General features: G+C 30.3%; 22 protein-coding genes and 3 tRNA genes. 23 read left to right on the top strand and 2 right to left on the bottom strand.

All coding sequences use genetic code 11. From position 1 onward, the window contains the following. Positions 1-31 precede the first annotated feature (31 nt). The 3 genes from pssA to pnp all read left to right on the top strand — a co-directional run bounded on the left by pssA (position 32) and on the right by pnp (position 3,385). Positions 32-784 (top strand): CDP-diacylglycerol--serine O-phosphatidyltransferase, encoded by a 753-nt coding sequence (gene pssA, locus I1N47_02640; GenBank protein WBF65336.1) that lies wholly within the window; start codon positions 32-34, stop codon positions 782-784. 138 nt (positions 785-922) lie between these two features. Next, positions 923-1,192, top strand: a complete 270-nt coding sequence (gene rpsO / locus I1N47_02635; GenBank protein WBF65335.1) for a 30S ribosomal protein S15 — start codon at positions 923-925, stop codon at positions 1,190-1,192. An 84-nt stretch (positions 1,193-1,276) separates the two neighbouring features. After that, complete coding sequence (gene pnp / locus I1N47_02630) at positions 1,277-3,385, top strand: polyribonucleotide nucleotidyltransferase (protein ID WBF65334.1); 2,109 nt, start codon at positions 1,277-1,279, stop codon at positions 3,383-3,385. Positions 3,386-3,396: 11 nt separating this feature from the next. Here pnp and I1N47_02625 read toward each other — a convergent pair. Next, positions 3,397-3,481, bottom strand: a tRNA-Leu gene (locus I1N47_02625). Between the two features lie 147 nt (positions 3,482-3,628). On the opposite strand from I1N47_02625, the gene I1N47_02620 reads away from it, so the two are divergent. From I1N47_02620 to nuoN, 20 genes are all read left to right on the top strand, one after another. Beyond that, positions 3,629-3,716: transfer RNA gene (locus I1N47_02620), tRNA-Ser, on the top strand. 158 nt (positions 3,717-3,874) lie between these two features. Next, positions 3,875-4,852: an NAD(P)H-quinone oxidoreductase gene (locus I1N47_02615; protein ID WBF65333.1), complete on the top strand. Its 978-nt coding sequence runs from the start codon at positions 3,875-3,877 to the stop codon at positions 4,850-4,852. A 59-nt stretch (positions 4,853-4,911) separates the two neighbouring features. Next, positions 4,912-5,661 (top strand): triose-phosphate isomerase, encoded by a 750-nt coding sequence (locus I1N47_02610; protein ID WBF65332.1) that lies wholly within the window; start codon positions 4,912-4,914, stop codon positions 5,659-5,661. A gap of 16 nt (positions 5,662-5,677) precedes the next feature. Continuing rightward, a complete protein-coding gene (gene secG / locus I1N47_02605) occupies positions 5,678-6,049 on the top strand; it encodes a preprotein translocase subunit SecG (protein ID WBF65331.1) in 372 nt (123 codons plus the stop codon). Between the two features lie 62 nt (positions 6,050-6,111). Then, positions 6,112-6,197: transfer RNA gene (locus I1N47_02600), tRNA-Leu, on the top strand. A 436-nt stretch (positions 6,198-6,633) separates the two neighbouring features. Next, positions 6,634-7,818 carry a porin gene (locus tag I1N47_02595; protein ID WBF65330.1) on the top strand — a complete coding sequence of 395 codons (1,185 nt, stop codon included), beginning with the start codon at positions 6,634-6,636 and terminating at the stop codon, positions 7,816-7,818. A gap of 204 nt (positions 7,819-8,022) precedes the next feature. Beyond that, a complete protein-coding gene (ndhC, locus tag I1N47_02590) occupies positions 8,023-8,382 on the top strand; it encodes an NADH-quinone oxidoreductase subunit A (protein ID WBF65329.1) in 360 nt (119 codons plus the stop codon). A 42-nt stretch (positions 8,383-8,424) separates the two neighbouring features. Next, positions 8,425-8,901: an NADH-quinone oxidoreductase subunit B gene (locus I1N47_02585; GenBank protein ID WBF65328.1), complete on the top strand. Its 477-nt coding sequence runs from the start codon at positions 8,425-8,427 to the stop codon at positions 8,899-8,901. A 57-nt stretch (positions 8,902-8,958) separates the two neighbouring features. Further along, complete coding sequence (locus tag I1N47_02580; GenBank protein ID WBF65327.1) at positions 8,959-9,582, top strand: NADH-quinone oxidoreductase subunit C; 624 nt, start codon at positions 8,959-8,961, stop codon at positions 9,580-9,582. Positions 9,583-9,587: 5 nt separating this feature from the next. Beyond that, a complete protein-coding gene (locus I1N47_02575) occupies positions 9,588-10,844 on the top strand; it encodes an NADH-quinone oxidoreductase subunit D (GenBank protein ID WBF65326.1) in 1,257 nt (418 codons plus the stop codon). Between the two features lie 61 nt (positions 10,845-10,905). Continuing rightward, positions 10,906-11,397, top strand: coding sequence for an NADH-quinone oxidoreductase subunit NuoE (gene nuoE, locus I1N47_02570; GenBank protein WBF65325.1), 492 nt, complete (start codon positions 10,906-10,908; stop codon positions 11,395-11,397). A gap of 3 nt (positions 11,398-11,400) precedes the next feature. Then, a complete protein-coding gene (gene nuoF, locus I1N47_02565) occupies positions 11,401-12,768 on the top strand; it encodes an NADH-quinone oxidoreductase subunit NuoF (protein ID WBF65324.1) in 1,368 nt (455 codons plus the stop codon). Between the two features lie 15 nt (positions 12,769-12,783). After that, positions 12,784-15,123 carry an NADH-quinone oxidoreductase subunit G gene (locus I1N47_02560; GenBank protein WBF65323.1) on the top strand — a complete coding sequence of 780 codons (2,340 nt, stop codon included), beginning with the start codon at positions 12,784-12,786 and terminating at the stop codon, positions 15,121-15,123. Next, positions 15,120-16,181 carry an NADH-quinone oxidoreductase subunit NuoH gene (gene nuoH, locus I1N47_02555; GenBank protein ID WBF65322.1) on the top strand — a complete coding sequence of 354 codons (1,062 nt, stop codon included), beginning with the start codon at positions 15,120-15,122 and terminating at the stop codon, positions 16,179-16,181. Before I1N47_02560 ends, nuoH begins: the two co-directional genes overlap by 4 nt. A gap of 26 nt (positions 16,182-16,207) precedes the next feature. Further along, positions 16,208-16,696 (top strand): NADH-quinone oxidoreductase subunit NuoI, encoded by a 489-nt coding sequence (gene nuoI, locus I1N47_02550; protein ID WBF65321.1) that lies wholly within the window; start codon positions 16,208-16,210, stop codon positions 16,694-16,696. A gap of 19 nt (positions 16,697-16,715) precedes the next feature. Beyond that, positions 16,716-17,354, top strand: coding sequence for an NADH-quinone oxidoreductase subunit J (locus tag I1N47_02545; protein ID WBF65320.1), 639 nt, complete (start codon positions 16,716-16,718; stop codon positions 17,352-17,354). Next, positions 17,354-17,659, top strand: coding sequence for an NADH-quinone oxidoreductase subunit NuoK (gene nuoK / locus I1N47_02540; protein ID WBF65319.1), 306 nt, complete (start codon positions 17,354-17,356; stop codon positions 17,657-17,659). Before I1N47_02545 ends, nuoK begins: the two co-directional genes overlap by 1 nt. A 10-nt stretch (positions 17,660-17,669) precedes the next feature. Then, positions 17,670-19,694, top strand: a complete 2,025-nt coding sequence (gene nuoL, locus I1N47_02535; protein ID WBF65318.1) for an NADH-quinone oxidoreductase subunit L — start codon at positions 17,670-17,672, stop codon at positions 19,692-19,694. Between the two features lie 5 nt (positions 19,695-19,699). Beyond that, positions 19,700-21,184 (top strand): NADH-quinone oxidoreductase subunit M, encoded by a 1,485-nt coding sequence (locus I1N47_02530; GenBank protein ID WBF65317.1) that lies wholly within the window; start codon positions 19,700-19,702, stop codon positions 21,182-21,184. An 18-nt stretch (positions 21,185-21,202) separates the two neighbouring features. After that, complete coding sequence (gene nuoN / locus I1N47_02525) at positions 21,203-22,669, top strand: NADH-quinone oxidoreductase subunit NuoN (GenBank protein ID WBF65908.1); 1,467 nt, start codon at positions 21,203-21,205, stop codon at positions 22,667-22,669. On the opposite strand, the gene mfd is transcribed toward nuoN, so the two are convergent. After that, entirely contained in the window at positions 22,659-26,126 is a 3,468-nt protein-coding gene (gene mfd / locus I1N47_02520) for a transcription-repair coupling factor (protein WBF65316.1), read from the bottom strand. The genes nuoN and mfd overlap by 11 nt on opposite strands. Between the last annotated feature and the right edge of the window lie 195 nt (positions 26,127-26,321).

Genomic DNA, 26,321 nt, shown 5'->3' with positions numbered 1-26,321 from the left:
GCTTATATTTTTATTTTTGGTTAGATGAACTATGGGTGATCTCGAGAATTGTCATCGTAGTATATATCTATTGCCTAATATATTTACTACGGCATCATTATTTGCAGGATTTTATGCAATTGTTCAATCAATGAATAATAATTTTGAGATTTCTGCTATTGCTATTTTTGTTGCAATGATACTCGATGGGGTAGATGGTAGAATAGCTCGTTTTACAAATACTCAATCTTCTTTTGGAGAACATTACGACTCATTGTCAGATATGGTATCCTTTGGTGTAGCACCAGCCTTAGTTATTTATGAATGGATTTTGCATGAAATTGGTCGTTGGGGATGGATTGCTGCTTTTGTTTATGTTGTAGGTGCTGCTTTAAGGTTGGCTAGATTCAATACCAATATAAATAATATTGATAAAGTGTTTTTTCAAGGATTACCTACACCTGCTGCTGCTGCTTTAGTCTCTGGATTTATTTGGTTGTCTGTTGATAATGAAGTATTTATTAATGATTCGTATGTTATTGTAGCCGCTTTTATATTGACGATGTACTCTGGTATTCTAATGGTCACTAATATCCCATTCTATAGTGGAAAAAATTTTTCATTAAGAAAAAGCGTTCCTTTTTGGGTAATTCTGTTGATGGTAGGAATATTCGTGTTTGTTTCTAGTAACCCCCCTTTAATACTTTTTTGTGTATTTATTATATATGGGTTATCTGGGTGGATAATATCTATGCATAGATATTATAGAGCTTATAGTATTAGAAAAAATCGTCATAAAAACTAAAATATCTTCATTGTATTTATTAGTTATATTTGTAATACTTTATAAATTGTATATAATCTTATTATTAATATTTGAGTAGTATTTTTATTTCACTTTAGAACTCCTCAGTTCTGAAGCATGTTTTAGAGGATTTTGATTATGGCTGTTGCCGATATAAATAAAAACGAAATAGTTTCTGCATTTTGTCGTTCTGATAGAGACACTGGTTCTCCAGAGGTTCAAGTTGCGCTGTTAACAGCTAGAATTAATGACCTTACTGGTCATTTTAAAAAACATTTAAAGGATCACCATTCTCGTAGAGGTTTACTAAAAATGGTTAGTAGACGCCGCAAACTTTTAGATTATTTGAAAAGTAGAAATCCTAATTCTTATAAGATTTTAATAGATAGATTAAATTTACGTAAGTAATTTTATTATATATGACGCATAGTACCGTGGTTAGAGCGATTTATTTTGATCGTACTGACCGCGGTTTTTTTTTAAGGAATATTTGTGTTTAACAAAGTAATTAAGTCATTTAAATATGGTTTGAATGATGTGGTCTTAGAAACTGGAGAAATAGCAAGACAAGCTTCTGGAGCAGTTCTTGCATCTATGGGTGACACAGTTATTTTAGCTACAGTTGTAGGTAGTCAAGAAGTTAAAGAAGGACAAAAATTTTTTCCACTGACTGTAGACTATATTGAGAAAACATATGCTGTAGGTAAAATACCTGGAGGTTTTTTTAAAAGAGAAGGGAAATCATCTGAGAAAGAGATATTGACAGCACGTTTAATTGATAGACCTTTAAGGCCATTATTTCCTAAACAATTTCATAATGAAGTTCAAATAATTATTCATGTTTTATCTGTTGACCCAGAAATTGATCCTGATATTATTTCTATAATAGGCGCTTCTGCTGCGTTGGCTTTATCTGGAATTCCATTTGATGGTCCTATTGGTGCAATTAGGGTTGGTTTTATAGAAAATAATTTTGTAATCAATCCTACTAAGAGTCAACTAGAGAGATCTTCTTTAGATCTTGTTTTAGCAGGTTCTTCGGAAGCAGTTCTGATGGTTGAATCTACAGCTAAAGAATTAACTGAATCTATAATGCTTGATGCAATTGATTTTGGTCATCAGCAGATGCAAATTGTTATAGATAATATAATAGAGTTAGTGAAAGAAGCTGGAAAACCAGAATGGGATTGGAAGCCAAAACCATGTGATCAGTTTTTAGTTGATCTCATAAATGAATTTTCTAATGAAAAATTATTATCGGCTTATAACATTAAAGAAAAACAAGATCGTTCTTTAGTTCTTAGAGAAATTAGACTAGAAATCAAAAATTTTGTGAAAGATAGAGTAGGTAGTTCTGATGTTGTTTCATTGGATAGTGCTATTGATGATATTATTTTTAACTTAGAATCAAAAATTGTTAGAAACAGAATATTGTCAGGAGAACCTAGGATAGATGGTAGGAATACAAGAACAGTAAGACCCATAGATATTAGGCTTGGTGTTTTGCCAAGAGCTCATGGAAGTGCTTTGTTTACAAGAGGTGAAACTCAAGCATTAGTTATAGTTACATTAGGGACTAAGCATGATGAGCAAATTATAGATTCTTTATTAGGGGAATATAGGGATAAATTTATTTTTCATTATAATATGCCACCATTTGCGACAGGAGAAATTGGGCGCATAGGAATTCCAAAAAGAAGAGAAGTGGGACATGGTTATTTAGCAAGAAGAGCATTAACTCCAATTTTGCCTGACTCTAAAGATTTTAATTATACGACGAGACTGGTTTCTGAGATAACAGAGTCTAATGGATCTTCTTCTATGGCATCTGTATGTGGAGGATCTCTAGCAATGATGGATGCAGGTGTTCCTATAAGTAAACATGTTGCAGGTGTTGCAATGGGCTTAATACTTGAAGATGATAAATTTGCTATTTTAACTGATATTCTAGGGGATGAAGATCATCTTGGTGATATGGATTTTAAGGTAGCAGGAACTTCTGATGGTATAACTGCTTTACAGATGGATATCAAAATTCAGGGAATAACCAAAGATATAATGGAGATTGCTCTATTACAAGCTAAAGAAGGGAGAATATCTATTCTTGATAAGATGAAAAATTCTATAAATATTTCTCGTGAAGAATTATCATCATATTCACCAAAGATAATAACAATCAAAATTAATCCAGATAAAATACGCGATGTTATCGGAAAAGGAGGAGCTACAATCAGAGCAATAACAGAAGAAACAGCAACTCAGATTGATATTTCTGAAGATGGTGTTGTTTCTGTGGCTGGTATTGATAATAATAATGTGCAAAATGCTTATAAGAAAATATTAGAATTAACTGCTGATGTAGAAGTTGGTAGTATATATGAAGGTAAAATTTTACGCATTTTGGATTTTGGCGCTATTGTTCAGTTGTTTCCTGGAAAAGATGGTCTTTTGCATATATCTGAAATATCCAATAATAGGATACAGAACATAAGTGATGTTTTATCCATCGGGCAAAAAATAAAAGTTAAGGTGATAGAATCTGATGATAAAGGCAGGTTTAGGCTTTCAGCTAAAGCAGTAGCTGTACAAGAAGATTTATAGCACAGAAGTCTTGGTGCACCTGGCCGGAGTCGAACCGGCATGCCGTTAGGCGAGGGATTTTAAGTCCCTTGCGTCTACCAATTTCGCCACAGGTGCAATGATATATTTGTTAATCACAACAAATATATCATTGCTTTTATTTATATCCAAGAATAATTTTTATAAAATTTAATTTTTTTTTTAAAATACAAATTTTACAACATGATTATGTGAATATATTATATAATGTAACGCTTAGAAATAGGAAGTTTGGCAGAGTGGTCGATTGCACTGGTCTTGAAAACCAGAGATCCGAGAGGATCCCAGGGTTCGAATCCCTGAGCTTCCGCCATTTCGAATTTTTCACTGTTGTTAAATTATCAATTTATATCATTTCATAATATCTTTTTCTCTGTAATAACAGACAACACCTGGTTTTTATTTTTTATATTGATTTGATTGTATCAATTTTATTTACTATTTTATTATCTTTGCTTTTGGATTTTTGATATGAAAGTTATAGAGGTTAATGGTTATGGTAATATTGATGTTTTGTGTGTTGGTAGTAGAAATATTCCTAATCCTGGTAAACAAGAGGTTTTAATTAAAGTAATAGCTGCTGGTATAAATAGGCCTGATATTTTTCAAAGAAAAGGATTATATAGTCCACCTGCTGGAGCTTCAGATATTCTTGGTTTAGAAGTTTCTGGAGAAATTGTTTCTGGTGATTTAGATAATAGTGATTTTTCTATAGGCGATAAGGTTTGTGCTTTATTAACTGGTGGTGGCTATGCTGAATATTGTATAGCTCATATTCATAATTGTTTGCCAATCCCTAAGAATGTGTCTTTTGAAGAAGCTGCTGGTCTTCCTGAGGTTCTTTTTACTGTGTGGAATAATATTATTAATATAGGGAACTTATCAAGTGGTGAATCTTTTTTAGTTCATGGAGGTTCTAGTGGTATTGGAACTATGGCTGTACAGTTAGCTAAATCTATGGGTTGTTTAGTTTATGCTACGGCTGGTAGTGATAAGAAGGTAAAAGCAGTGGAATCTTTGGGAGCTTTGAAGTGTATTAATTATAAAAACGAAGATTTTGTAAAACAGATCTTAGATTTAACTGATATGAAAGGTGTAAATTTAATATTAGATATGGTTGCTGGTGATTATCTACAAAGAAACATAAAAGTTTTATCTGATAGTGGTAGAATGGTGATGATAGCTTTGCTTGGTGGCTCTCGTGCTAATCTGTATTGTGTTGATATTTTAAGAAAAAATCTTACTATTAGTGGCTCCATGTTGCGTTCTAAATCTAATTTATTTAAGTCTAGGATAGCAAGTGCTTTGCGAAAAGTTGTTTGGCCTCTTCTAGAGAAAAGAATTATTGTACCAATTACTTATGCTTATTTTCCACTTGATCAAGTTTCTAAAGCTCATGCTATGATGGAGTCTGGAGAGCATATTGGTAAGATAATTTTAAGAATATAGCTCTAAGATTGCCAGGTTTATTTTATGATAATTTTATATATTGGGTTTTGACTATTGCTATGGATTATAAAAAATCTGCACGTCTTGTTCTAGGTAACTGGAAAATGTTTGGTAGTTTTTTTGAAAATGCGCGATTATTAAAAGGTTTGCGGTCAATAGATTATTCTCTTTATTGTGAAATAGGAATTTGTGTTCCTTTTCCATATTTATATCAAGCAGTTCTAGGTTTGCAAGGTAGTAATTGTTCATGGGGTGCTCAGGATATAAGCATACATTCTTCTGGAGCATATACAGGGGAAGTATCTGGTAGTATGTTGAAAGAGTTTGGTTGTAGATGGGTTATAGTAGGACATTCTGAAAGGCGTATGTTTCATGGAGAGACTGATCTTGATGTTTTAAGAAAAATGGAAGCTGCAATAAATAATAATATAACTCCGGTAGTTTGCATAGGTGAAACTCTAGATCAATATAATTCAGGTATTTCTTTTAAAATAATTGAGAAACAAGTGAATTCTATCTTGCAGCTGAAACATTCATCATTATCAAAAATCATAATTTCATATGAGCCTATTTGGGCTATAGGATCGGGAATTGCTGCAAATCCTGATTATGTGCAAAATATTCATTATATGATTCGTAAAATGTTATCAGATAATGGTATTTCTAATGTAAATATACTATATGGCGGAAGTGTAAAACCAAATAATGCATTTGATTTTTTTGCAATGCCAGATATAGATGGTGCTTTAGTAGGTGGAGCTTCTTTAATTCTAGAAGATTTTTTGGCCATATCTTCTCTAAAATCTTGATTTGAGGGTATTTAAAATGTCTTTGTCCTTACTCATAGTAAGTTTCCAAATAATTTCAGCCTTTGCTATTATCATATTGGTATTGTTACAAGATGGTAAAGGTTCTGATATTGGTGCATTTAGTGGAAGTGCTTCTTCTCTTAGTGTTTTTGGCGCTTCTGGATCTGCTAATTTTTTATCCAGAGCTACTAAGTATTTTGCTATTATTTTTTTTCTAAGTACAGTTAGTATTTCTTATATGAATAATAAGACTTTTGTTAAATCATCAGCATCTAGTGTTATGTATAGTGATGGTCATGAAATAGATACTTCAGTTCCTAATTTTGATCATGTTGATAATAATGTAGATAAAGAGTTTGTTGAAAAAAAGTTGGATAAAAAACAATAAGATCTAATTTATATTAGATAATCTTGTTTATATGGTACAATTAATTTCATTATTTATTCATAGCCGACGTGGTGGAATTGGTAGACACGCTATCTTGAGGGGGTAGTAGCTGATTGCTGTGCGAGTTCGAGTCTCGCCGCCGGCACCATGGTATCAATTACTTAATTGGTTTTATTTATATCAAGAATAATAGCATAATTATTTTATATATCTCTTAGCTAGTTGTTTTTAACTATTTAGTGTTTTTTCTTTTTAGTTATTATGTTATTGTAAGTTTGTAACACTTTTGTATTTTTGTTGTTTTTTATTGGTGAGTTTTGCTCTATGGAGATTATAATATCTCCTTATTGATTTAGTATATGATAGATCACTTTGTTAAAAAGCTAAATATGTTTAAAAAAGTTGGAACATTGGCTTTTTAAGCAAGTTGTTATTTTACAACGTATTTTGTCTTTTTTATTGTACTTATTGTGGTCATTTGAGCTAAATTTTAATACAGTGCTCACAACTTCTATTTTGGAGTTAAGGAGTTTTGTGTTGAGTATATCTTGCTCTTGTTATTCAAATTATTGGAGATTTTTTAAATGAAAAAAACTCTGCTTGCAGCTGCTTTGGTTACCAGTTTTGCTGGTGTTGCCCAGGCAGAAACAGCTGTTAATTTATATGGATTAATTGATACAGGTGTTAATGTAAATACTGTAGAAGTGCGTGATTTTCGGAGAGTAAAACACAAGATTAGTCGTGTTGGTCCTGTGTCTGGAGCTCAAAGTGGTTCTCGTTGGGGCCTTAAAGGAACTGAAGAAATTGGAAACGGTTTGCGTGCTGAATTCGTTTTAGAAGGTGGCTTTAATTCTGCAAATGGTGATGCTGCTCAAACTCAACGTGTCTTTGGTAGACAGATTACTATTGGTGTAGCAAATGATGCCTGGGGTCGTTTGGATATTGGCCGTCAAACTAATGTTGCTAGCAAATATTTTGCAAATATAGATCCATTTAAAGGTGGTTTTGAACAGTCAGCTATCGGAATGAGCATTGGTTCTACAAATGTTCGTTATGATAATATGGTTATGTATCAGACTCCTTCTTTCCGTGGAATTGATATCGGAGTTGGTTATTCTTTCAGCGTTGATACTAAATCTGCTAAATCTGAGCATGTTACTGTTAATAATGCATTTTCAGCAGAAGAAGCAGCAAACTGGAGAACAAATGAAAACGATCGTGCCTTTACAACAGGTATTCGTTACTCTAATGGGCCTTTAGTTGCTTCTGCGTCATTTGATTATGTTAAAGGTTCTAAACGTAGGGTAGAGCGTGATGCATACTTTGATGTAAGCCCTTGTTCTTATGCTGTTGGTGGAGCTTATGATTTTGATGTGGCTAAAGTTTCTGTTGCCTATGCAAGAACGATGGATGGCTGGATTGGAGCATTGAATGTAGATGGCTATAGAGATCTAATAGGCTTAAGCAGGTTAATAACAGAGTATGCAGATGGATTCCGTTCTAATTCATATGTTGTTGGTGTAAGTGCCCCAATTAATGAATCTAGTAATGTTTTTGGATCTTGGCAGCGTGTTTCTGTAAATGCAAAACCAAAAGGAGCTAGATTAACTGGTGATAATGACTCTATGAATGTATATAGTGTTGGTTATACACAAGATTTGTCTAAGCGTACAAATTTATATGCTTATGGCTCTTATGCTTCTGACTATGCTTTCTTGTATAGTGCAAAAAGCAAAGTTGTTGGTTTTGGTATGCGTCATAGCTTCTAAGCCTAATGACTCGTTAATTTAAGGTATGTTACGTAACTATACTTAATAATATTAGAAATCTTTCTAATTCTAAAAGTCACCTTCTTGCAATAGATAGGTGGCTTTTAGTTTTTATATTGATTTAATTTAATCTTGTTATCATAATTCTTGTTATATGATATATAATCAAGAAGTTTATTTAGTTATCATTAGGAATTAATATTTATGAATTTGCAGCAATATTTTCCTGTATTTCTTTTTATATTAATAGCAATAATTATTGGTTTTGGAATGCTATTAATAGGTTATTTGCTTGGTCATAAATCACCTTACTCTGCAAAAAATTCTCCATATGAGTGTGGCTTTGATTCATTTGGAGATTCCCATATGCAGTTTGATATTAGATACTATTTAGTTGCAATATTATTTATTCTATTTGATCTGGAAATAGCATTTTTATTTCCTTGGGCAATAGCACAAGATGCTCTAGGATTAAAGGGTTTTATTTCAATGCTAATATTTATATTTATATTAGTTGTAGGTTTTATATATGAATGGAAGAAAGGTGCTATAGAATGGGAATAAGCCTTAATAAATATATTATTTTTTCTTTTAGAGAATAGAACTATGTCTACAGATGGTATTCTTAAACAAGGTTTCATAACTACCAGTGCTGATAAACTTCTTAAGTGGGCTAGAACAGGATCTATATGGCCAGTAACTTTTGGTTTAGCTTGTTGTGCTGTTGAAATGATGCATGCTGGTGCAGCACGTTATGATTTAGATCAATTTGGTATTATTTTTAGGCCAAGTCCACGTCAGTCCGATTTAATGATAGTAGCTGGTACATTATGTAATAAAATGGCTCCTGCCTTGCGAAAGGTTTATGATCAAATGCCTGAGCCTAGATGGGTTTTATCTATGGGGTCTTGTGCTAATGGTGGTGGTTATTATCATTATTCTTATTCTGTTGTTAGGGGGTGTGATAGAATTATTCCAGTTGATGTTTATGTTCCTGGATGTCCACCTACATCTGAAGCGTTAATTTATGGTCTTTTTCAAATGCAGAAGAAAATTTTACAGAAGAATAGTATTTCAAGGTAATTCTTTAATGTTTTAGAAAATATAAAATTTTATTACCTATTAAGGATATGAATGTAGATGAATCAAATAGAAATTTTGAAAGATGCGTTAAAAAAAGTTTTTGTAAATTATGATTTTAACTTATTGCACAGTAGAACTAATGAGTTAACTTTGGAAGTTTCTTCTGACCAATGGTTAGATATTTGCAATATTTTAAAATTAGATAATAGTTTATGTTTTGAAACTTGTATCGATTTATGTGCTGTAGATTATTTGTCTTGGGGTAAGTCTAGTATTCGTGAGGGTAATGCTAATATGCCCGAGGGCAAGCGTTTTGCTGTAGTAATTCATGTTTTATCCATAGTTAATAATTGGAGGCTTAGGGTCAGAACATGGGCGAAAAAAAATGATTTACCAGTTCTTCCTTCTTTAATAAATTGCTGGCCTAGTGTTAATTGGTTTGAAAGAGAAGCTTTTGATTTATTTGGTATAGTTTTTGATGGTCATAAAGATCTGAGAAGAATAATTACTGATTATGGTTTTGTAGGATATCCTTTTCGTAAGGATTTTCCTTTATCTGGTAATGTTGAAATACATTATGATGAAGATCTTAAAAAAGTTGTTTACAAAGAAATTAGTATTGATACTAGAGAAATTACTCCAAGAGTTATTCGTGAAAACTCTTATGGATTGGAATTGTAATAACCATGGATATTAAAACTTATACTTTGAATTTTGGTCCTCAACATCCTGCTGCTCATGGTGTCCTGCGTTTAATATTAGAACTAAATGGTGAAGTAGTTCAAAAAGCAGACCCACATATAGGTCTGTTACATAGAGCAACGGAAAAATTAATAGAAAATAAAACATATATACAAGGTCTACCTTACATGGATCGTTTGGATTATGTTTCTATGATGTGTAATGAGCATGCTTATGTTATGACCATTGAGAAACTTTTAGGGATTCAAGTACCGTTAAGAGCTCAATATATCAGAGTAATGTTTGATGAAATCACGAGAATATTGAATCATCTTATGTCTTTAGGTTCCCATGCACTGGATGTTGGGGCCATGGCAGTATTCTTATATGCATTTCGTGAACGTGAAGATTTGATGGATTGTTATGAAGCTGTTTCTGGCGCAAGGATGCATGCTGCTTATTATAGGCCTGGTGGTGTATATAGAGATCTACCGAATTCTATGCCAATGTATACAGATGCTTCTAGAGAAATAAGGAATAAAAAAGATTTTGATAGAATGAATGAAGCTCGTTCAGGTTCTTTATTGGATTTTATCGATGATTTTACTGAAAGATTCCCAAAATGTATAGATGAGTATGAGTCTTTATTGACAGACAATCGTATTTGGAAACAGAGACTTGTTGGTATCGGTGTCGTTAGTCCTGATAGGGCAAAGGCATTGGGTTTTACTGGTCCTATGTTACGAGGTTCAGGTGTTGTTTGGGATTTACGTAAAAATCAACCTTATGAAGTTTATGATAATCTTTGTTTTGATATTCCTATTGGGGTTAATGGGGATTGTTACGACAGATATTTGGTGCGTATGGCTGAAATGAGGGAAAGTAATAAAATTATTAGACAATGTATAGAATGGTTACGTAATAATCCAGGCGATGTTATAGCAGAGAGTTGTAAGTATGTTCCTCCTAAAAGAATAGATATGAAGACAGGTATGGAAGAGCTAATTCATCATTTTAAGTTTTTTAGTGAAGGTTTTTGCATACCAGTTGGAGAGGCATATTCTTCTGTAGAACATCCTAAAGGCGAATTTGGGATATATATATTATCTGATGGTGCTAATAAACCATATCGCATTAAGATTCGTGCACCAGGTTTTGCCCATTTGCAGTCTTTAGATGAAATGTCAAGGGGGCATATGATATCAGATGTTGTAACTATTATAGGAACGCAAGATATTGTATTTGGTGAAATAGATAGGTAAATTTTTTATTTTGATATTATATATAAAAATTAAGGTTATTTAACTCTAAGACAGGCAAAGTATGTTGCTTTCTAAAAAATCATATCAGAAAATAGATACGGAATTGGCAAAATTTCCTGCTGATAGACGTCAATCTGCTTTAATAGCAGCTTTAACAATTGCACAGGAAGATAAATCTTGGTTATCTCCAGAAATTATAGAAGATGTCGCTAATTACATAGGTATTTCTCCTATAACAGCTCAAGAAGTTGTTACTTTCTATAATATGTTCAATGTTAAACATATGGGGAAAAATAAGATTTCCGTATGTACTAATCTTTCATGTTCATTTCGTGGTAGTAACGAAATTGCTACATATTTAAAAAGAAAATTGGGTATAAACTTTAATGAAACAAGTGATAACAAACAGTTTACTTTGGTTGAAAGTGAATGCTTAGGAGCTTGTGGTGATGCTCCTGTTTTGTTGATTAATAACAAACATATGTGTGCCAGAATGACTAAAGAAAAAGTTAATTCTCTTATTGATATTCTTTCAAAAGAAGATGGGGAATAATACATGAATTTAAAAGAATTTGAGATTAAATTTGATGATGGTTTGAAGCCGTATCCTATTGATACGATAGAAAGCAGATCTACATGTTTCCATGGTAGGCATATTTCTCCTCAAATTTTTGCTGGAATTAATGGTTACAATTGGAGAATAGAGGATTATCTAACTAGAAATGGCTATGATTCTATAAAAAAAATTATACAATCTAAGATGTCTCCTAATGATGTTATAGAGGAGATTAAATCGTCTGGATTGAGAGGCAGGGGAGGAGCAGGATTTCCAACTGGTTTAAAATGGAGCTTTATGCCAAAAAATTTATCCAAAAAATATCTTGTTTGCAATTCTGATGAGGGTGAACCTGGAACATTTAAAGATAGAGATATATTAAGATTTAATCCACATTTGGTTATAGAGGGTATGCTTATAGCAGCTTATGCTATGGGCATAAGTACTGGTTATAATTATATTCATGGTGAGATTTTTGATGTTTATAAGCGTTTTGAAGAAGCTTTAGACGAAGCTAGAGCATATGGTTTTTTAGGTGAAAATATATTAAATTCTAATTTTAGTTTTAATTTGTACGCAGTGCATGGCTATGGTGCTTATATTTGTGGGGAAGAAACTGCTTTATTAGAATCTCTAGAAGGTAAAAAAGGAAGACCTCGTTTTAAACCTCCATTTCCTGCTAATGTTGGATTATATGATTGTCCAACAAATATTAATAATACTGAAACATTTGCTGCTGTTCCTTGGATCATATTGAATGGTTCAGAAAAGTATCTAGAATCTGGGAAAATTAATAATGCTGGAACCAAGATATTTTCTGTTAGTGGAGATGTAGAATTTCCTGGTAACTATGAAATTCCACTTGGCACACCATTTTCTGTTCTTTTAGAGCTTGCTGGTGGTGTGGTTAAAGGTAATAAATTGAAAGCTGTAATTCCTGGAGGGTCAAGTTCACCGATTCTTCCTGCTGATATAATTATGAATTGTAGTATGGATTATGATTCCATATCAAAAGCAGGATCTATGCTTGGTTCTGGTGCCGTTATTGTTATTGATGAAACTAGGTGCATTGTAAATACTCTTCTAAGATTATCATATTTTTATTATGAAGAAAGTTGTGGACAATGTACTCCTTGTAGAGAAGGGACAGGTTGGATATATCGTATTTTATCTAGGATCGAAAAGGGTGATGCTAATGTTGAAGATCTAGAATTATTGAATTCTATTTCACATAATATAATGGGTAATACCATTTGTGCTCTAGGGGATGCAGCAGCTATGCCTGTTATAAGTTTTTTAAAACATTTTAAACATGAATTTTTGTATCATATAACACATAAATCTTGTTTAGTACAAAAATATTTGTAGAGTCTGAAAATGCAAATGATAGAAATAACCGTTAATGGTGAAAAAATAAGAGTTCCAAAGGGAAGTAGCCTGATTCAGGTTACTGAAAAACTTGGATGTTATGTGCCACATTTTTGCTATCACAAAAAATTGTCAGTTGCTGCAAATTGCCGTATGTGTTTAGTAGAGATAGAAAAAACACCTAAGCTCATGCCTGCTTGTTCCACTATAGTAAGTGAAGGGATGGTTGTGCATACTGATTCCAGGAAAGTCAAAGAAGCACAAAACTCTGTTATGGAGTTTTTGCTAATTAACCATCCTCTTGACTGTCCTGTCTGTGATCAGGGAGGTGAGTGTCAGTTGCAAGATTTAGCTGTTGGTTATGGTAAGAAAAAATCTCGTTATTCTGAACAGGAAAAAAGAGTAGTTTTTCATAAAAATTTTGGTCCTTTAATATCTGCTGAAGAAATGAGTCGTTGTATACACTGTACTCGCTGTATACGTTTTGGAGAAGAGATAGCAGGAATAAAAGAGTTAGGTATGCTTGGTCGTGGTGAGCATTCAGAAATATCGACTTTTCTAGGTAATTATATAGAATCTGAGTTATCAGGTAATATGATAGATATATGTCCAGTTGGAGCGCTTACTTCTAAGCCTTTCAGATTTAAGGCCCGTACTTGGGAATTGGCTAGGAGAAAATCAATTAGTCCCCATGACAGTTTAGGTACAAACTTGATAATGCAGGTTAAGAATAATCAGGTTATGAGGGTTGTTCCTTTTGAAAATGATGATGTTAATGAGTGTTGGATAACAGATAGAGATCGTTTTTCCTATGAAGGATTAAATAGTGCTGATAGGTTATCTTCCCCTATGTTTAAGGATAGTAATGGTGATTGGAATGAAATATCTTGGGAAGAAGCATTAGAAAAAATTGCTGAAAAACTTAATTTAATAAAAAATAAATATGGTGAGCAACAAATTGCTGGTATAGCTTCTGAGTATTCTACCTTAGAAGAGTTCTATTTATTTAAAAAATTATTGAATAATCTAGGGTCTGATAATATAGATTTTAGATTGCGCCAAAATGATTCTAATTTAGATAAAATTTTTAAGGGCATCCCTTGGTTGGGATTCTCTTTGGAAGAGTTAGAAAAATTAGATATTTTACTAATAGTAGGATCTGATTTAAGGAATGATCATCCATTAATAGCACATAGAATTCGTAAAGCAGCTAAGCGTGGAGCAAAGATTTTTATATTAGATAGTTATCAATCAAATCAATTTATTGATATTGCAGGTAGAATTACTGTTATTCCTTCAAAACTCCATTTGTTATTAGCGGAATTATGTGTAATTTTGTCAAAAAATATGTCTAAAGATATTCCAAAAGAATTCGAGGAATTGTGCCTCACTGATAACAAAACATTGCTTATGATTGCTGAAGCTTTATTAGATAGAAATAATAAGTCAGCCATTTTATTGGGTAATATGGCTTTATCGGTGCCTAATTCATCAAAATTAGTAGCAAATGCAGGTTATATTGCTAATATTATTGATTCTGGCATTTCTTTTCTTGTTAATGGAGCAAATAATATTGGTGGTTATATATCTAATTTTCTTCCTAAAAAAGGAAAATTAGTAAATGATATTTTTAATAGTTCGTTGAAATCATATATAGTTCTCCATTCTGATCCATATTTAGATATCGACAATGGTCTAAATGCTTTAAAAGCTATAGAAGATTCTGAGTTTTCAATTGCATTAACTCCTTATTTTTCTTTTGCTAAGAAATGGGCAAATGTAATACTTCCAATCTCTCCTTTTAGTGAAACTTCAGGAACATATATAAACTCTCAAGGTATTATTCAAAGTTTTAAAGGCGTAGTTGTTCCTTTTGGTAAAACTAGACCTGCATGGAAGGTTTTTTGTGCTTTGGGAAAATTATTAAATATTTCTGGATTTAATTATGAAAGTTCCGATGAAGTTAAACAGGATATTTTAAATTTTGATTTGAAAACTAGATTATCTAATAGCATCGACATTTCTTTTATAGGGATAGATAATTTCTCTGATAAGTTTGAAAGAATTGCTAATGTTCCAATATATAGGTCAGATGTTATTGTAAGGAATTCTCAATCTTTGCAAAAGACAAAATATTCACAACCTCCAGTTTTAAGACTTAATGGTTCTTCTTTAAAGCAATTAGGAATTTCTAATGGTGAAATGGTGAAAATATCTAGTAGTGGTAATAGCATAAAAGTAATTGCTATAAATGATGATTGCGTTCCAGATCAAGGTTTATATTTGCCAGCTGCGTTTGAAGAAACAGCTGCTTTAGGTTGGTCTTTTGAAGATATTAATGTGGAAAAATTATGATATCAGAATTGATTTTTGTAAATTTCTTGAATAGTAATATATCTTTGGTTTTATATACCATTTTAAAAATATTCGCTATTATGCTTCCTGTAATAGTTTGTGTGGCTTATCTGACATATTGGGAACGTAAAATGATTGCAGCAATGCATGTCAGACTTGGTCCTAATAGGGTTGGTTATGGAGGTCTTCTTCAGCCATTTGCTGATGTATTTAAATTGTTAACTAAAGAAGTTATTATACCTAGTGAATCTAACAAGGTTCTTTTTTTAATTGCTCCAGTTATTACTCTTATGCCAGCATTGGCTGCATGGGCTGTTATACCATTTGGGCCTGATATTGTTTTAGCTGATATTAATGCTGGCCTTTTATATGTTATGTCTATTACTTCCTTGGGCGTTTATGGTGTTATTATAGCTGGTTGGGCATCAAATTCAAAATATGCTTTGTTAGGAGGTTTAAGAGCGGCTGCTCAAATGATATCTTATGAATTAGCTATTGGATTTATCTTGGTTACTGTTTTATTAGTTTCCAGAAGTTTGAATATGAGTGATATTGTTAGTGTTCAAAATAAAGGTTTTTTTTATGATATAGGAATACCTTTTTTATCTTGGAATTGGTTGCCACTATTACCTTTATTTGTTATATATGTTATCTCATCTGTTGCCGAAACAAATAGACATCCTTTTGATGTTGTAGAAGGAGAATCTGAGATTGTTGCTGGTCATATGGTTGAATATTCAGGGGTTTCATTTGCAATATTCTTTTTAGCTGAATATGCAAATATTATTTTGTTATCATGTATGGCTTCAGTAATATTCTTGGGTGGTTGGTATCCTCCGTTTAATTTTTTTCCTTTTTATTTAGTACCTGGATGGGTCTGGCTTTGGATCAAGACTTTTTTTATAGTGTGTTTGTTTATATGGTTTAGAGCTTCTTTTCCAAGATATAGGTATGATCAAATAATGAGACTTGGTTGGAAAATATTTATACCAATTACAGGAATATGGTTTTTGGTAGTTGCTATTTGGGTTAGAACACCATGGAATATATGGTATTAGTTCTTTTATATGATAAGAGGGATTAAATGAAGTCTATAGGAAGGTTTTTACGTAGTCTCATGCTTGTTGATTTCTTGAAAGGGATGTTTATAACAGGTAAATACTTTTTTAAAGGTAAAAATACTTTGATCTATCCATATGAGAAAACTCCTATTTCACCAAGATTTAGAGGATTACACGCTTTAAGGCGTTATCCAAATGGAGAAGAGCGTTGTATTGCTTGTAAGCTATGTGAGGCTGTTTGCCCAGCTATGGCTATAAGTATAGATTCTGAGCAAAGGGAAGATGGTACAAGACGTACTACTAGATATGATATTGATCTTACTAAATGTATTTTTTGTGGGTTTTGTGAGGAAAGTTGCCCTGTTGATTCTATAGTAGAAACACATTTTTATGAATATCATGGAGAAAAAAGGGGGGATCTTTATTTTACAAAAGAGATGCTTTTAGCTATTGGCGATAAATATGAGTCTGAGATTTCATCTAGAAAAGCTCAAGATGCTTTTTATCGTTGATTATTTTCAGGATTTTAAAATGAGTTTTATCGATTTTCTTTTTTCTTTTTTATCTGTTGTAGCATGCCTATCTGCAGTTTGTGTAGTAGTAGTTAGAAATCCTATTTTAGCTGTTATTAATTTGATACTAGTTTTTATAAATGTTTCCATGATCTGGATGATATTAGGCTCAGAGTTTTTATCATTGATACTAATATTGGTTTATGTTGGTGCTGTTATGGTTATGTTTTTATTTGTCGTAATGATGATAGATCTTCATAAGCTTAACGAAAAGCTTACTTTAAATAGATATATAATTTTTGGTTTTGTTGTTGGCTTCATTTTAGTTATAGAAACAGCTATGATATTATTTGCGACATGGAGTCAAGATGTTTATATTCCTATGAGTAATTGTTCTAGTATAACTAACTCTTTTTCTATCGGTTATGCTATGTATTCTGATTATTACATCTTTGTTGAAATAGGTGCTGTAATATTATTGGTAGGTATGGTATCTGCGATTACTCTGACACTTCGTACTAGGAAAGATAGAAAAATAAATGAAGTTGATGTCGCTTTAAAGACAGACCCAAATAACAGGCTGATTATGGTAAAATTTCCTAAAAATGTAAACAATTATTATGCTAATAGTCTTTCTTCTAAAGAAGGAAATGAATAATGTTAACCTTATCATATTGTCTTATTGTTAGTTCTATTATTTTTTCTATAGGTTTAGTTGGAATTTTTATAAATAGAAAAAATTTAATTGTTTTGTTAATGTCTTTAGAATTATTATTATTGTCAGTTGATTTTAATCTAGTTGCATTTTCTAGATTTAATAATGATATATCAGGTCAAGTTTTTGTTTTTTTTATTTTAACAGTTGCAGCTGCTGAAGCAGCTATAGGATTGGCATTGTTGGTCTTATTATTTAGAAAATCAGGTGTTGTAGATTCTAATGCAATTAGCAATCTTAGAGGATGAAAAATAAAAGATGAATATTTTTCCATTAAATCCTAATATTTTCCTAATTATATCTTTAGCACCTTTATTTGGATCAATATTATCCGGTTTGTTAGGAACTAGTTTTTTTGGTAAGCCTATCTTAGATAAAAAGAGTACTCATATTATTACAATATTTGCAGTTTTTGTTTCTTTTATCGGATCTGTAATTGTAATAACTGATATTATTAATAATCGTAGTTGTTATGAACATGTTTTGTATACTTGGAGTGCTATAGACAATGTTGAGTTGGAAGTAGGTTTTTTAATTGATATATTATCTGCATTGATGATGTTGATAATAACATCAATTTCTTTGATGGTTCATATTTACTCAATAGGTTATATGTCCGATGATGAGGGTTATCAGCGTTTTTTCTCTTATATTTCTTTATTTACATTTGCAATGTTAATGTTAGTTATGTCTAATAATATGATGCAATTGTTCTTTGGTTGGGAAGCTGTCGGACTAGTATCTTATTTGCTAATAGGTTTTTGGTATAACAAAGATTCTGCAATTATAGCAAATATGAAGGCTTTTTTAGTTAATAAAGTAGGTGATTTTGGTTTTATATTAGGTATAGGTTTATTATTTTCTTATACTGGAACAATGAATTATCATGAGATTTTTGATAAAGTAGATGGTTTAGTTGGTAAAGTTATTGATCATGATATTATTTTTTCTGGATGTTCTATTATTACAGTTGCATGTTTTTGTTTGTTTGTAGGAGCAATGGGGAAGTCAGCACAAGTTCCATTGCATGCCTGGTTACCAGATTCCATGGAAGGTCCCACTCCAATTTCTGCATTAATACATGCAGCTACTATGGTTACTGCTGGTATTTTTATGGTTGCTCGTTTTTCTCCTGTTTTTGAATATTCATCATTCGTTTTGTCATTTATCGTTTTCGTAGGATCTATTGGAGCCTTATTTTTAGGTATATTAGGTATTATACAGTACGATATTAAAAAGGTTATCGCTTACTCCACATTATCACAACTAGGTTATATGACAGTTGCTTTAGGAGTATCTTCATATTCTTTGGCAATTTTCCATTTGATGACTCATGCCTTTTTTAAAGCTCTTTTATTTTTAGGGGCTGGTTCTGTTATATTAGGTATGCATCATAATCAGGATATTAGATATATGGGTGGGTTATATAGGTATATGCCTATAACTTGGATAACTTTTCTAATAGGGACTTTATCTTTAGTTGGCACTCCTTTCTTCTCTGGTTTTTATTCTAAAGAACTGATATTAGAAACGGTTAAGAATTCTGATCTTTATGGATCATCTGTTGCATATTATTTTTTGCTTATCGGTATTTTTGTTACATCTGTATATTCTTTTAGGTTATATTTCCTAGTTTTTCATGGTCATTTTAAGCAAAAACATAATCATTTAGATGCACATAAAATTCCTGGTCATAAGATTGATAATAGTTATCCAAAAGAATCTTCTATTGTTGTAACTATGCCATTATTAATATTATCTATTCCAGCTATATTTATAGGATATATTTTTGCTGATAGATTTTTGTTTAATGGCTTATTTGATAATGTTATTACGATAATTCCAGAACATTTAGCTTTTTATAAAGTTTCATTGGGATGGCATGGCAGTCTAAATTTTGCTTTACATTCTCTAACATCTATACCTTTTTTATTAACTGTAAGTGGTGCTATTATTTCATGGTATTTGTTTTTGATTAATACAAATCTACCTTCTGTAATTAAGAGTAGATTTTCTTTAGTTTATAAGATATTACAAGAAAAATATTATTTTGATGTTTTATATGAGAAAATTGCAGTGAGTGCTTATTATATAGGATTATTTTTTTGGCAATTTTGTGATCAAATCCTAATTGATAAGTTACTTGTAAATGGTTGTGCTAATATTGCTTGTTTTTGTTCAAAGATTAGCAAAAAATTACAATCTGGTTTTATCTACTATTATTCTCTTTCCATGACTGTGGGTATTGTTTGTTTAGTAACATTTTTTGTATTTATTCGATGATTACAATGTCTTATACATCTATTCCTTGGCTTTCTTTATCTATTTTTACTCCAATAATTTTTGGTCTTATTATTTTGGTTGTAGATACACGTAATCAGCTTTATATTAAGTTGATATCATTATTTGGCTCTTTAATTAGTTTTTTTATTGTTTTATCTATATATAATTTATTTGAAGTAACTAACTCTTTGTTTCAATTCGAGGAAAATTATTCTTGGATAGAAACATTTAATATAAATTATCATTTAGGTATAGATGGCATATCATTATGGTTCCTAATACTAAACTCCTTTATGACAGTTATAGTAATTTTATCTTCTTGGGAATCTATAAAGAATAATATCTTACAGTATTTTGCTGCATTTCTGATTTTATCAGGTTTAATTAATGGAGTTTTTGTTTCACTAGATGGTATATTATTTTATGTATTTTTTGAAACTACTTTAATTCCTATGTATCTAATTATAGGTATATGGGGAGGACCTAATCGTTTTTATGCTTCTTTTAAATTCTTTTTATATACTTTATTAGGTTCTTTGTTAATGTTTATTGCGTTAATTTATTTACGTAATATTTCTAATTCTTCTGAAATTACTAATTGGTATTCAACAAATATTTGTTATGTTGACCAAGTGTTTATTTTTATGGCATTTTGGTTAGCTTTCGCTGTAAAAATACCTATGTGGCCAGTCCACACATGGTTGCCTGATGCTCATGTAGAGGCTCCTACTGGTGGATCTATTATTCTGGCTTCTATTATGCTTAAATTGGGTGCTTATGGTTTTCTGCGTTTTTCATTGCCTATATTACCTGATGCATCTAAAGGTATGTCTATGTTGATGATATCATTATCTTTAATAGCTATTATATATATAGGATTTATTGCTATAGCACAAAAAGATATGAAGAAATTAATAGCTTATTCTTCAATTGCTCACATGGGTTTTGTTACGTTAGGTATATTTTTATTTAATAAAGCAGGGATGGAAGGTGCTATTTTACAAATGATTTCTCATGGTTTTGTTTCTACTGCGATGTTTTTTTCTATAGGGGTTTTATATGATAGAGCTCATTCTAGACTAATATCTGATTATAGTGGTCTAGTCAATATTATGCCTACATTTGTAACATTTTTTATATTTTTTTCTATGGCAAATTCTGGCTTGCCAGGTACTAGTGGTTTTGTGGGTGAGTTTTTTGTTATTATGGGCTCAATAAAATATAATTTTGTAGTGGGTATATTAACAGCTTTTTCTTTAGTTCTTAGTGCATCTTATTCTTTATGGTTAGTTAAAAGAATTGCTTTTGGCAAAGTTAATAGTAGTGTTGCTTCTAATGATTTATCAGATATTAATAAAAGAGAGTTTTTTATATTTACTTTATTAGCAATATTAATTTTAATTATGGGGATTTATCCAAAAATATTTACAGATGTAATTCATCTTCCAGTAGAAATTTTATTAGATCAATTATCTACAACAAAAATATAACAAAATTTTAAAATGAATATGATTAACTATAATAGTTTTATTCTCATCCTACCTGAGATTTTATTGCTCTGCTCTACTTTGATAATACTTCTGATAGATATTTTCAAAAGAAATCATAATATTACATTTATCATGAGTTTGTTAGCATTATTTATATCGACTATTTGTCTTATAGTTATGCAACAATTTGATTTTATTGATAGAATATTTAATGGGTCATTAGTAATTGATAATTTTTCTCAATATTTAAAAATATTGCTTTGTATTATTACTTTCATTTCTCTTATTTATAGTAGAGCATATGTGGAGGATTTTAACATCCTGTCACAAGGTGGTGATTTTTATTATCTAACTTTATTTTCTTTGCTTGGTCAAATGATTATGGTTTCTTCTGGGAATCTATTATCTATCTATTTAGGGTTAGAATTAATGTCTTTACCACTATATGCGATGATTGCTATGCGTAGAGATTATTCTAAATCAATAGAAGCTGCTTTAAAATATTTTATTTTAGGTTCTATTGCATCAGCAATTTTGTTATATGGTTTTTCCTTAGTTTATGGTATTTCTAATTCTTTAGAGTTGGTTGATCTATCTGCATTTATTCAGGGTACTATTAGTATAGAAATTGTTATTTTCTCTTTAATATTTATATTAGCTGGTCTTTCTTTTAAGTTAGGTGTTGTTCCTTTTCATATGTGGGTTCCAGATGTTTATCAAGGTTCTCCTACTATAATTACGTTATTGATTAGCACAGCACCAAAAATAGCTGCTTTTGCTATTATGATAAGAATTTTATTTAATTCTTTTGTTGCTTTTTATTTAGATTGGCAATCTATAATAATAATATTCTCAATTTTATCATTAGCAATAGGCAATATAGCCGCTATATTGCAAACTAATTTTAAAAGAGTACTCGCTTACTCTACTATATCTCACATGGGATTTGTTTTGTTAGGGCTTATAGGAGTCGAACCTTTAGAAGGATCAGTTGCATATATAGATTCTGTTTTTTACATAATTAGTTATGTGATAACTAATATGGCAATTTTTGGTTTATTAATGTTTTTTTCACGTGCTAATTTTGATTGTGAAAACTTAGATGATTTAAAAGGTCTAAACCAGGTAAATCCTGTAATGGCTTTTTTTATGTTAATTTGTATGTTATCTTTAGCTGGTTTACCTCCTTTTGTAGGATTTTACGCTAAATTTTCTATTTTACGAAATTTAATAAATTCTAATCATTTATATATTGCTATTTATGCTATTTTATTTTCTTTGATTGGAGCTTTTTATTATTTAAGAGTTATTAAAATCGTTTATTTTGATAACTGTAATAATAATTTATCTATTATCAAATCAAACAATTTTTATTATTCTCTAATTTTTAAGAATTTATTAATTTTTAATGTATTATTTATTATGATTATAAGTTTTTTTCCTGATATTTTATTTAATCTATGCTCTAAGATGACTATAATTTAATATAGTTGTTATTGTTTAAATAATTTAATATATTAAATAATTCATTGATTTTTGATTTAAAATCTTTATTGTTTGACAGGATAATTTTATTATCAAGACCTAGCTTCATGTTCGCATTATTTTTTATTAGTGAGATTATTTTTTCTATATCTGTATGTATATTATTCTCAAAAATTAAAATAATGCGACTGTTTTCTATGATAAGTTTTTTTATGTGTAATTGGCCAGCTAATATTCTTAGTTTATGAGTAATAATAAGATTTTCTGCTGGATCTATTAATTTCCCAAATCTATCTTCTATTTCATATTGAATCTTAAGTATCTCATCCTCACTATTGGTATGAGATAATCTTTTATATAAGTCTAATCTGGCTGATATATCAGGACAATATTCAGATGGTAAAATAGATGTAACACCTAAATTTATTTCGCAAGATGCTGGTATAACTAAATTTGTTAGGTTTATTTCTTTTCCATCTTTTATTTTGGATATAGCTTCAGATAGCATTTCGTTATATAGTGAGTATCCTATTTCTTGTATATTTCCAGATTGTGATTCTCCTAGAATTTCTCCAGATCCTCTAATTTCTAAATCATGAAGAGCTAAATAAAAACCTGATCCAAGATCTTCCATATTTTGAATTGCATCAAGTCTTTTTTTTGCCTGGCTAGTTATTGATTCTTCATTAGAAATTAATAGATAAGCATATGCTTGATGATGAGATCGTCCAACTCTACCTCGTAATTGGTGTAGTTGAGCTAATCCAAAAGCATTAGCTCTATTAATTATAATAGTATTAGCATTTGGTATATCTATACCATTTTCTATTATGGTTGTACATAGTAATACGTCATATTTTTTTTGACAAAAATTTTTCATAATATTCTCAAGATCTCTTGCCAACATTTGACCATGAGCAATAGCAACTTTTATTTCTGGTAATAATTGTTCTATTAAAATTTTCTTGTTATTTATAGTAGAAATTTCATTATGTAGAAAATAAACTTGTCCGCCACGTCTTACTTCGCGTCTTATAGCTTCTATAAGAATACTATTGTCTTGATATCTTATAAAAGTTTTTATTGGAAGTCTTTTTTGTGGTGCTGTTGTAATAATTGAAAAATCTCTTATTCCTTCTAAAGACATACTTAGAGTACGAGGAATAGGGGTTGCAGTTAGTGATAATACATCAATTTCAGATCTAATGTTTTTGAACATTTCTTTTTGTCTTACGCCAAATCTATGTTCTTCATCTATTATTACAAGACCTAGATTTTTAAATTTAATATCTGATGATAGTATTTTATGTGTGCCTATAACTATGTCTACTATGCCATCGTTTATTTCAGAAATAGTATGAAGTATTTCTTTGCGTGATTTCATTCTAGATAATTCAGATATTTTTATTGGCCAATTTGCAAATCTTTTACTAAATGTTTGGGTATGTTGTTCTGCTAATAATGTTGTCGGGCATAGTATAATTACCTGTTTATGATTTGAAACAGCAATGAAAGCTGCTCTCAAAGCTACTTCTGTTTTTCCAAAACCAACATCTCCACATACTAATCTATCCATTGGTTTTGCTAAGGACATATCTTTTAATACAGCCTGGATTGCTTGTTCTTGATCAATAGTTTCTGTAAACTCAAAATCTTCTACAAATTTATTATAGTCTTCTGTATTTGCTAATAAAGCATGTCCTTTTTTCATAGCTCTTTTAGAATATATATCTAATAATTCAGCTGCTGTATCATATATTTGCTTGATTGCTTTTTTATATTTCTTTTCCCATGTATCTGAGCCTAATTGATGTAGAGGGGCATTTTCTGGATCAATTCCTATATATCTAGAAATTAAATTTAAGTTAGTAATAGGTACATATAAACTAGTTTTTTTTGCATACTCTAAATGTAAGAATTCCATTTGATCTTTTCCTACATTCATATTAACTAATCCTTTATATCTTCCAACACCATATTGATAATGTACAACAGGGTCATCTATAGATAAATCAGCTATATCATGAAAGTGTGCTTCTTGATTTTTTTTATTGATCTTATTTTTTTTATAATTTTTTGCATTATAAGTATTGGGATACAAATCATTTTCTGTAATAATAGTTAAATTTTCTGAGATATATTTGAATCCATAATTTATAGGCGCAATTGTTATGCCTATTTGATCTTGAGAGTTAAAAAAAGATTCAATGTTTTTATGGGATACTATATTTAGTTCTGAATTTGTTTTTAAAGTATTTGTTATTATTTCTTTCCTATTATTTGAATCTACACATATAATAATTTTTGATTTTTTTTCTCTAGTAGTTTCTTTTATATTTTCTACTATATTTAAATTATTTTCTAATATAGAAACGTTAGGGATTTTTTCGAATTCGTTATTTTGTTTTAAATTAATAGATAAATGTTTAAAATTATTAATTTTTTTGTAAAAATTTTCTTGATCTAAGAAAAGATCTTCTGGTTTAAGAATAGGTCTTTCTATATCATGTTTTAGAAAATTATAACGGTCCTGAGTATCTCTCGAGAATTGCTCTATGGTTTCATTAATATTTTCCAATGTTATAAATAAAGATTCTTTTTGTAGATAATCAAAAATGGTAGATTTTTGTTCAAAAAATAATGGTAAATAATATTCAATTCCTGGAAATATATTTGATTTGCTAATATCATTATATATTGAGTACTTAGAGGGATCTCCCTCAAAATATTCACGGAATTTAGAACGGAAGTAATTAATTGATTTCTCATCGATAGGAAATTCCTTTCCTGGTAGGATTTCTATGCTATTAATGTAGCCAGTACTACATTGTGTTTCTATATCAAAAGTTCTAATAGATTCTATTTTGTTATCTAATAAATCTAATCGATATGGAGTTGATGAGCCCATCGGAAAGATATCTATAATACTACCTCTGATGCAAAACTCACCAAAATCTACTACTTGACTAACTTGTTTATAATTAGCGATTCTTAATTGATTAAGTAGGTTTTCTTCATTGATGGAATCATTTTTTTTGTATATAAAACTATATGCAGCTATAAAATCAATTGGAGAGATATAATTAATAGATGCATTTATAGGTATAACTAAAATGTCAATATTATTATTTAGTAATTCATAAAGTGTTTTTAATCTTTCAGAAATTAAACTTTGATTTGGAGAAAATGCATCATAAGGTAATGTTTCCCAATCTGGCATATTAAATACGCGTAATTTGGAGTAGAGTATGTGGACTTCTTCTGCTATTTGTTGAGCTTCTAAAGAGTTATGTGTAATTAGTATAATTGGATATTTGTAATATTTTTTAATCTTGCCTAATAAAAATGATAAACCTGAACCATAAGGTTTTCCATATTGATATTTTTTATAATTATCTAATTTAGATAGTAATTTTTGAATTATATTTGGAGTATTTTTCGTATTATGGAGATTCACTTAATTAATACCAATTTATTAAAAACAGATTGAATTATGAATTCCAATTTATTCTATATTAGAATTCTGTTGTTCTTTTTAGGAAAAGATTCTTACAATATTTATAAGAGTATATTGTAGCAAAACAACATGTACGTATTTTAATAAATACAGATTTTTTTATAAATTAATTTGAGTGTATTAGTTAAATAGATA

Source organism: Candidatus Kinetoplastibacterium crithidii (genome assembly GCA_027557655.1).
GTDB lineage: Bacteria > Pseudomonadota > Gammaproteobacteria > Burkholderiales > Burkholderiaceae_B > Kinetoplastidibacterium > Kinetoplastidibacterium crithidii_C.
The sequence above is the reverse complement of the archived record's forward strand: the minus strand, read 5'-3'. Positions and strand labels throughout refer to the sequence as shown.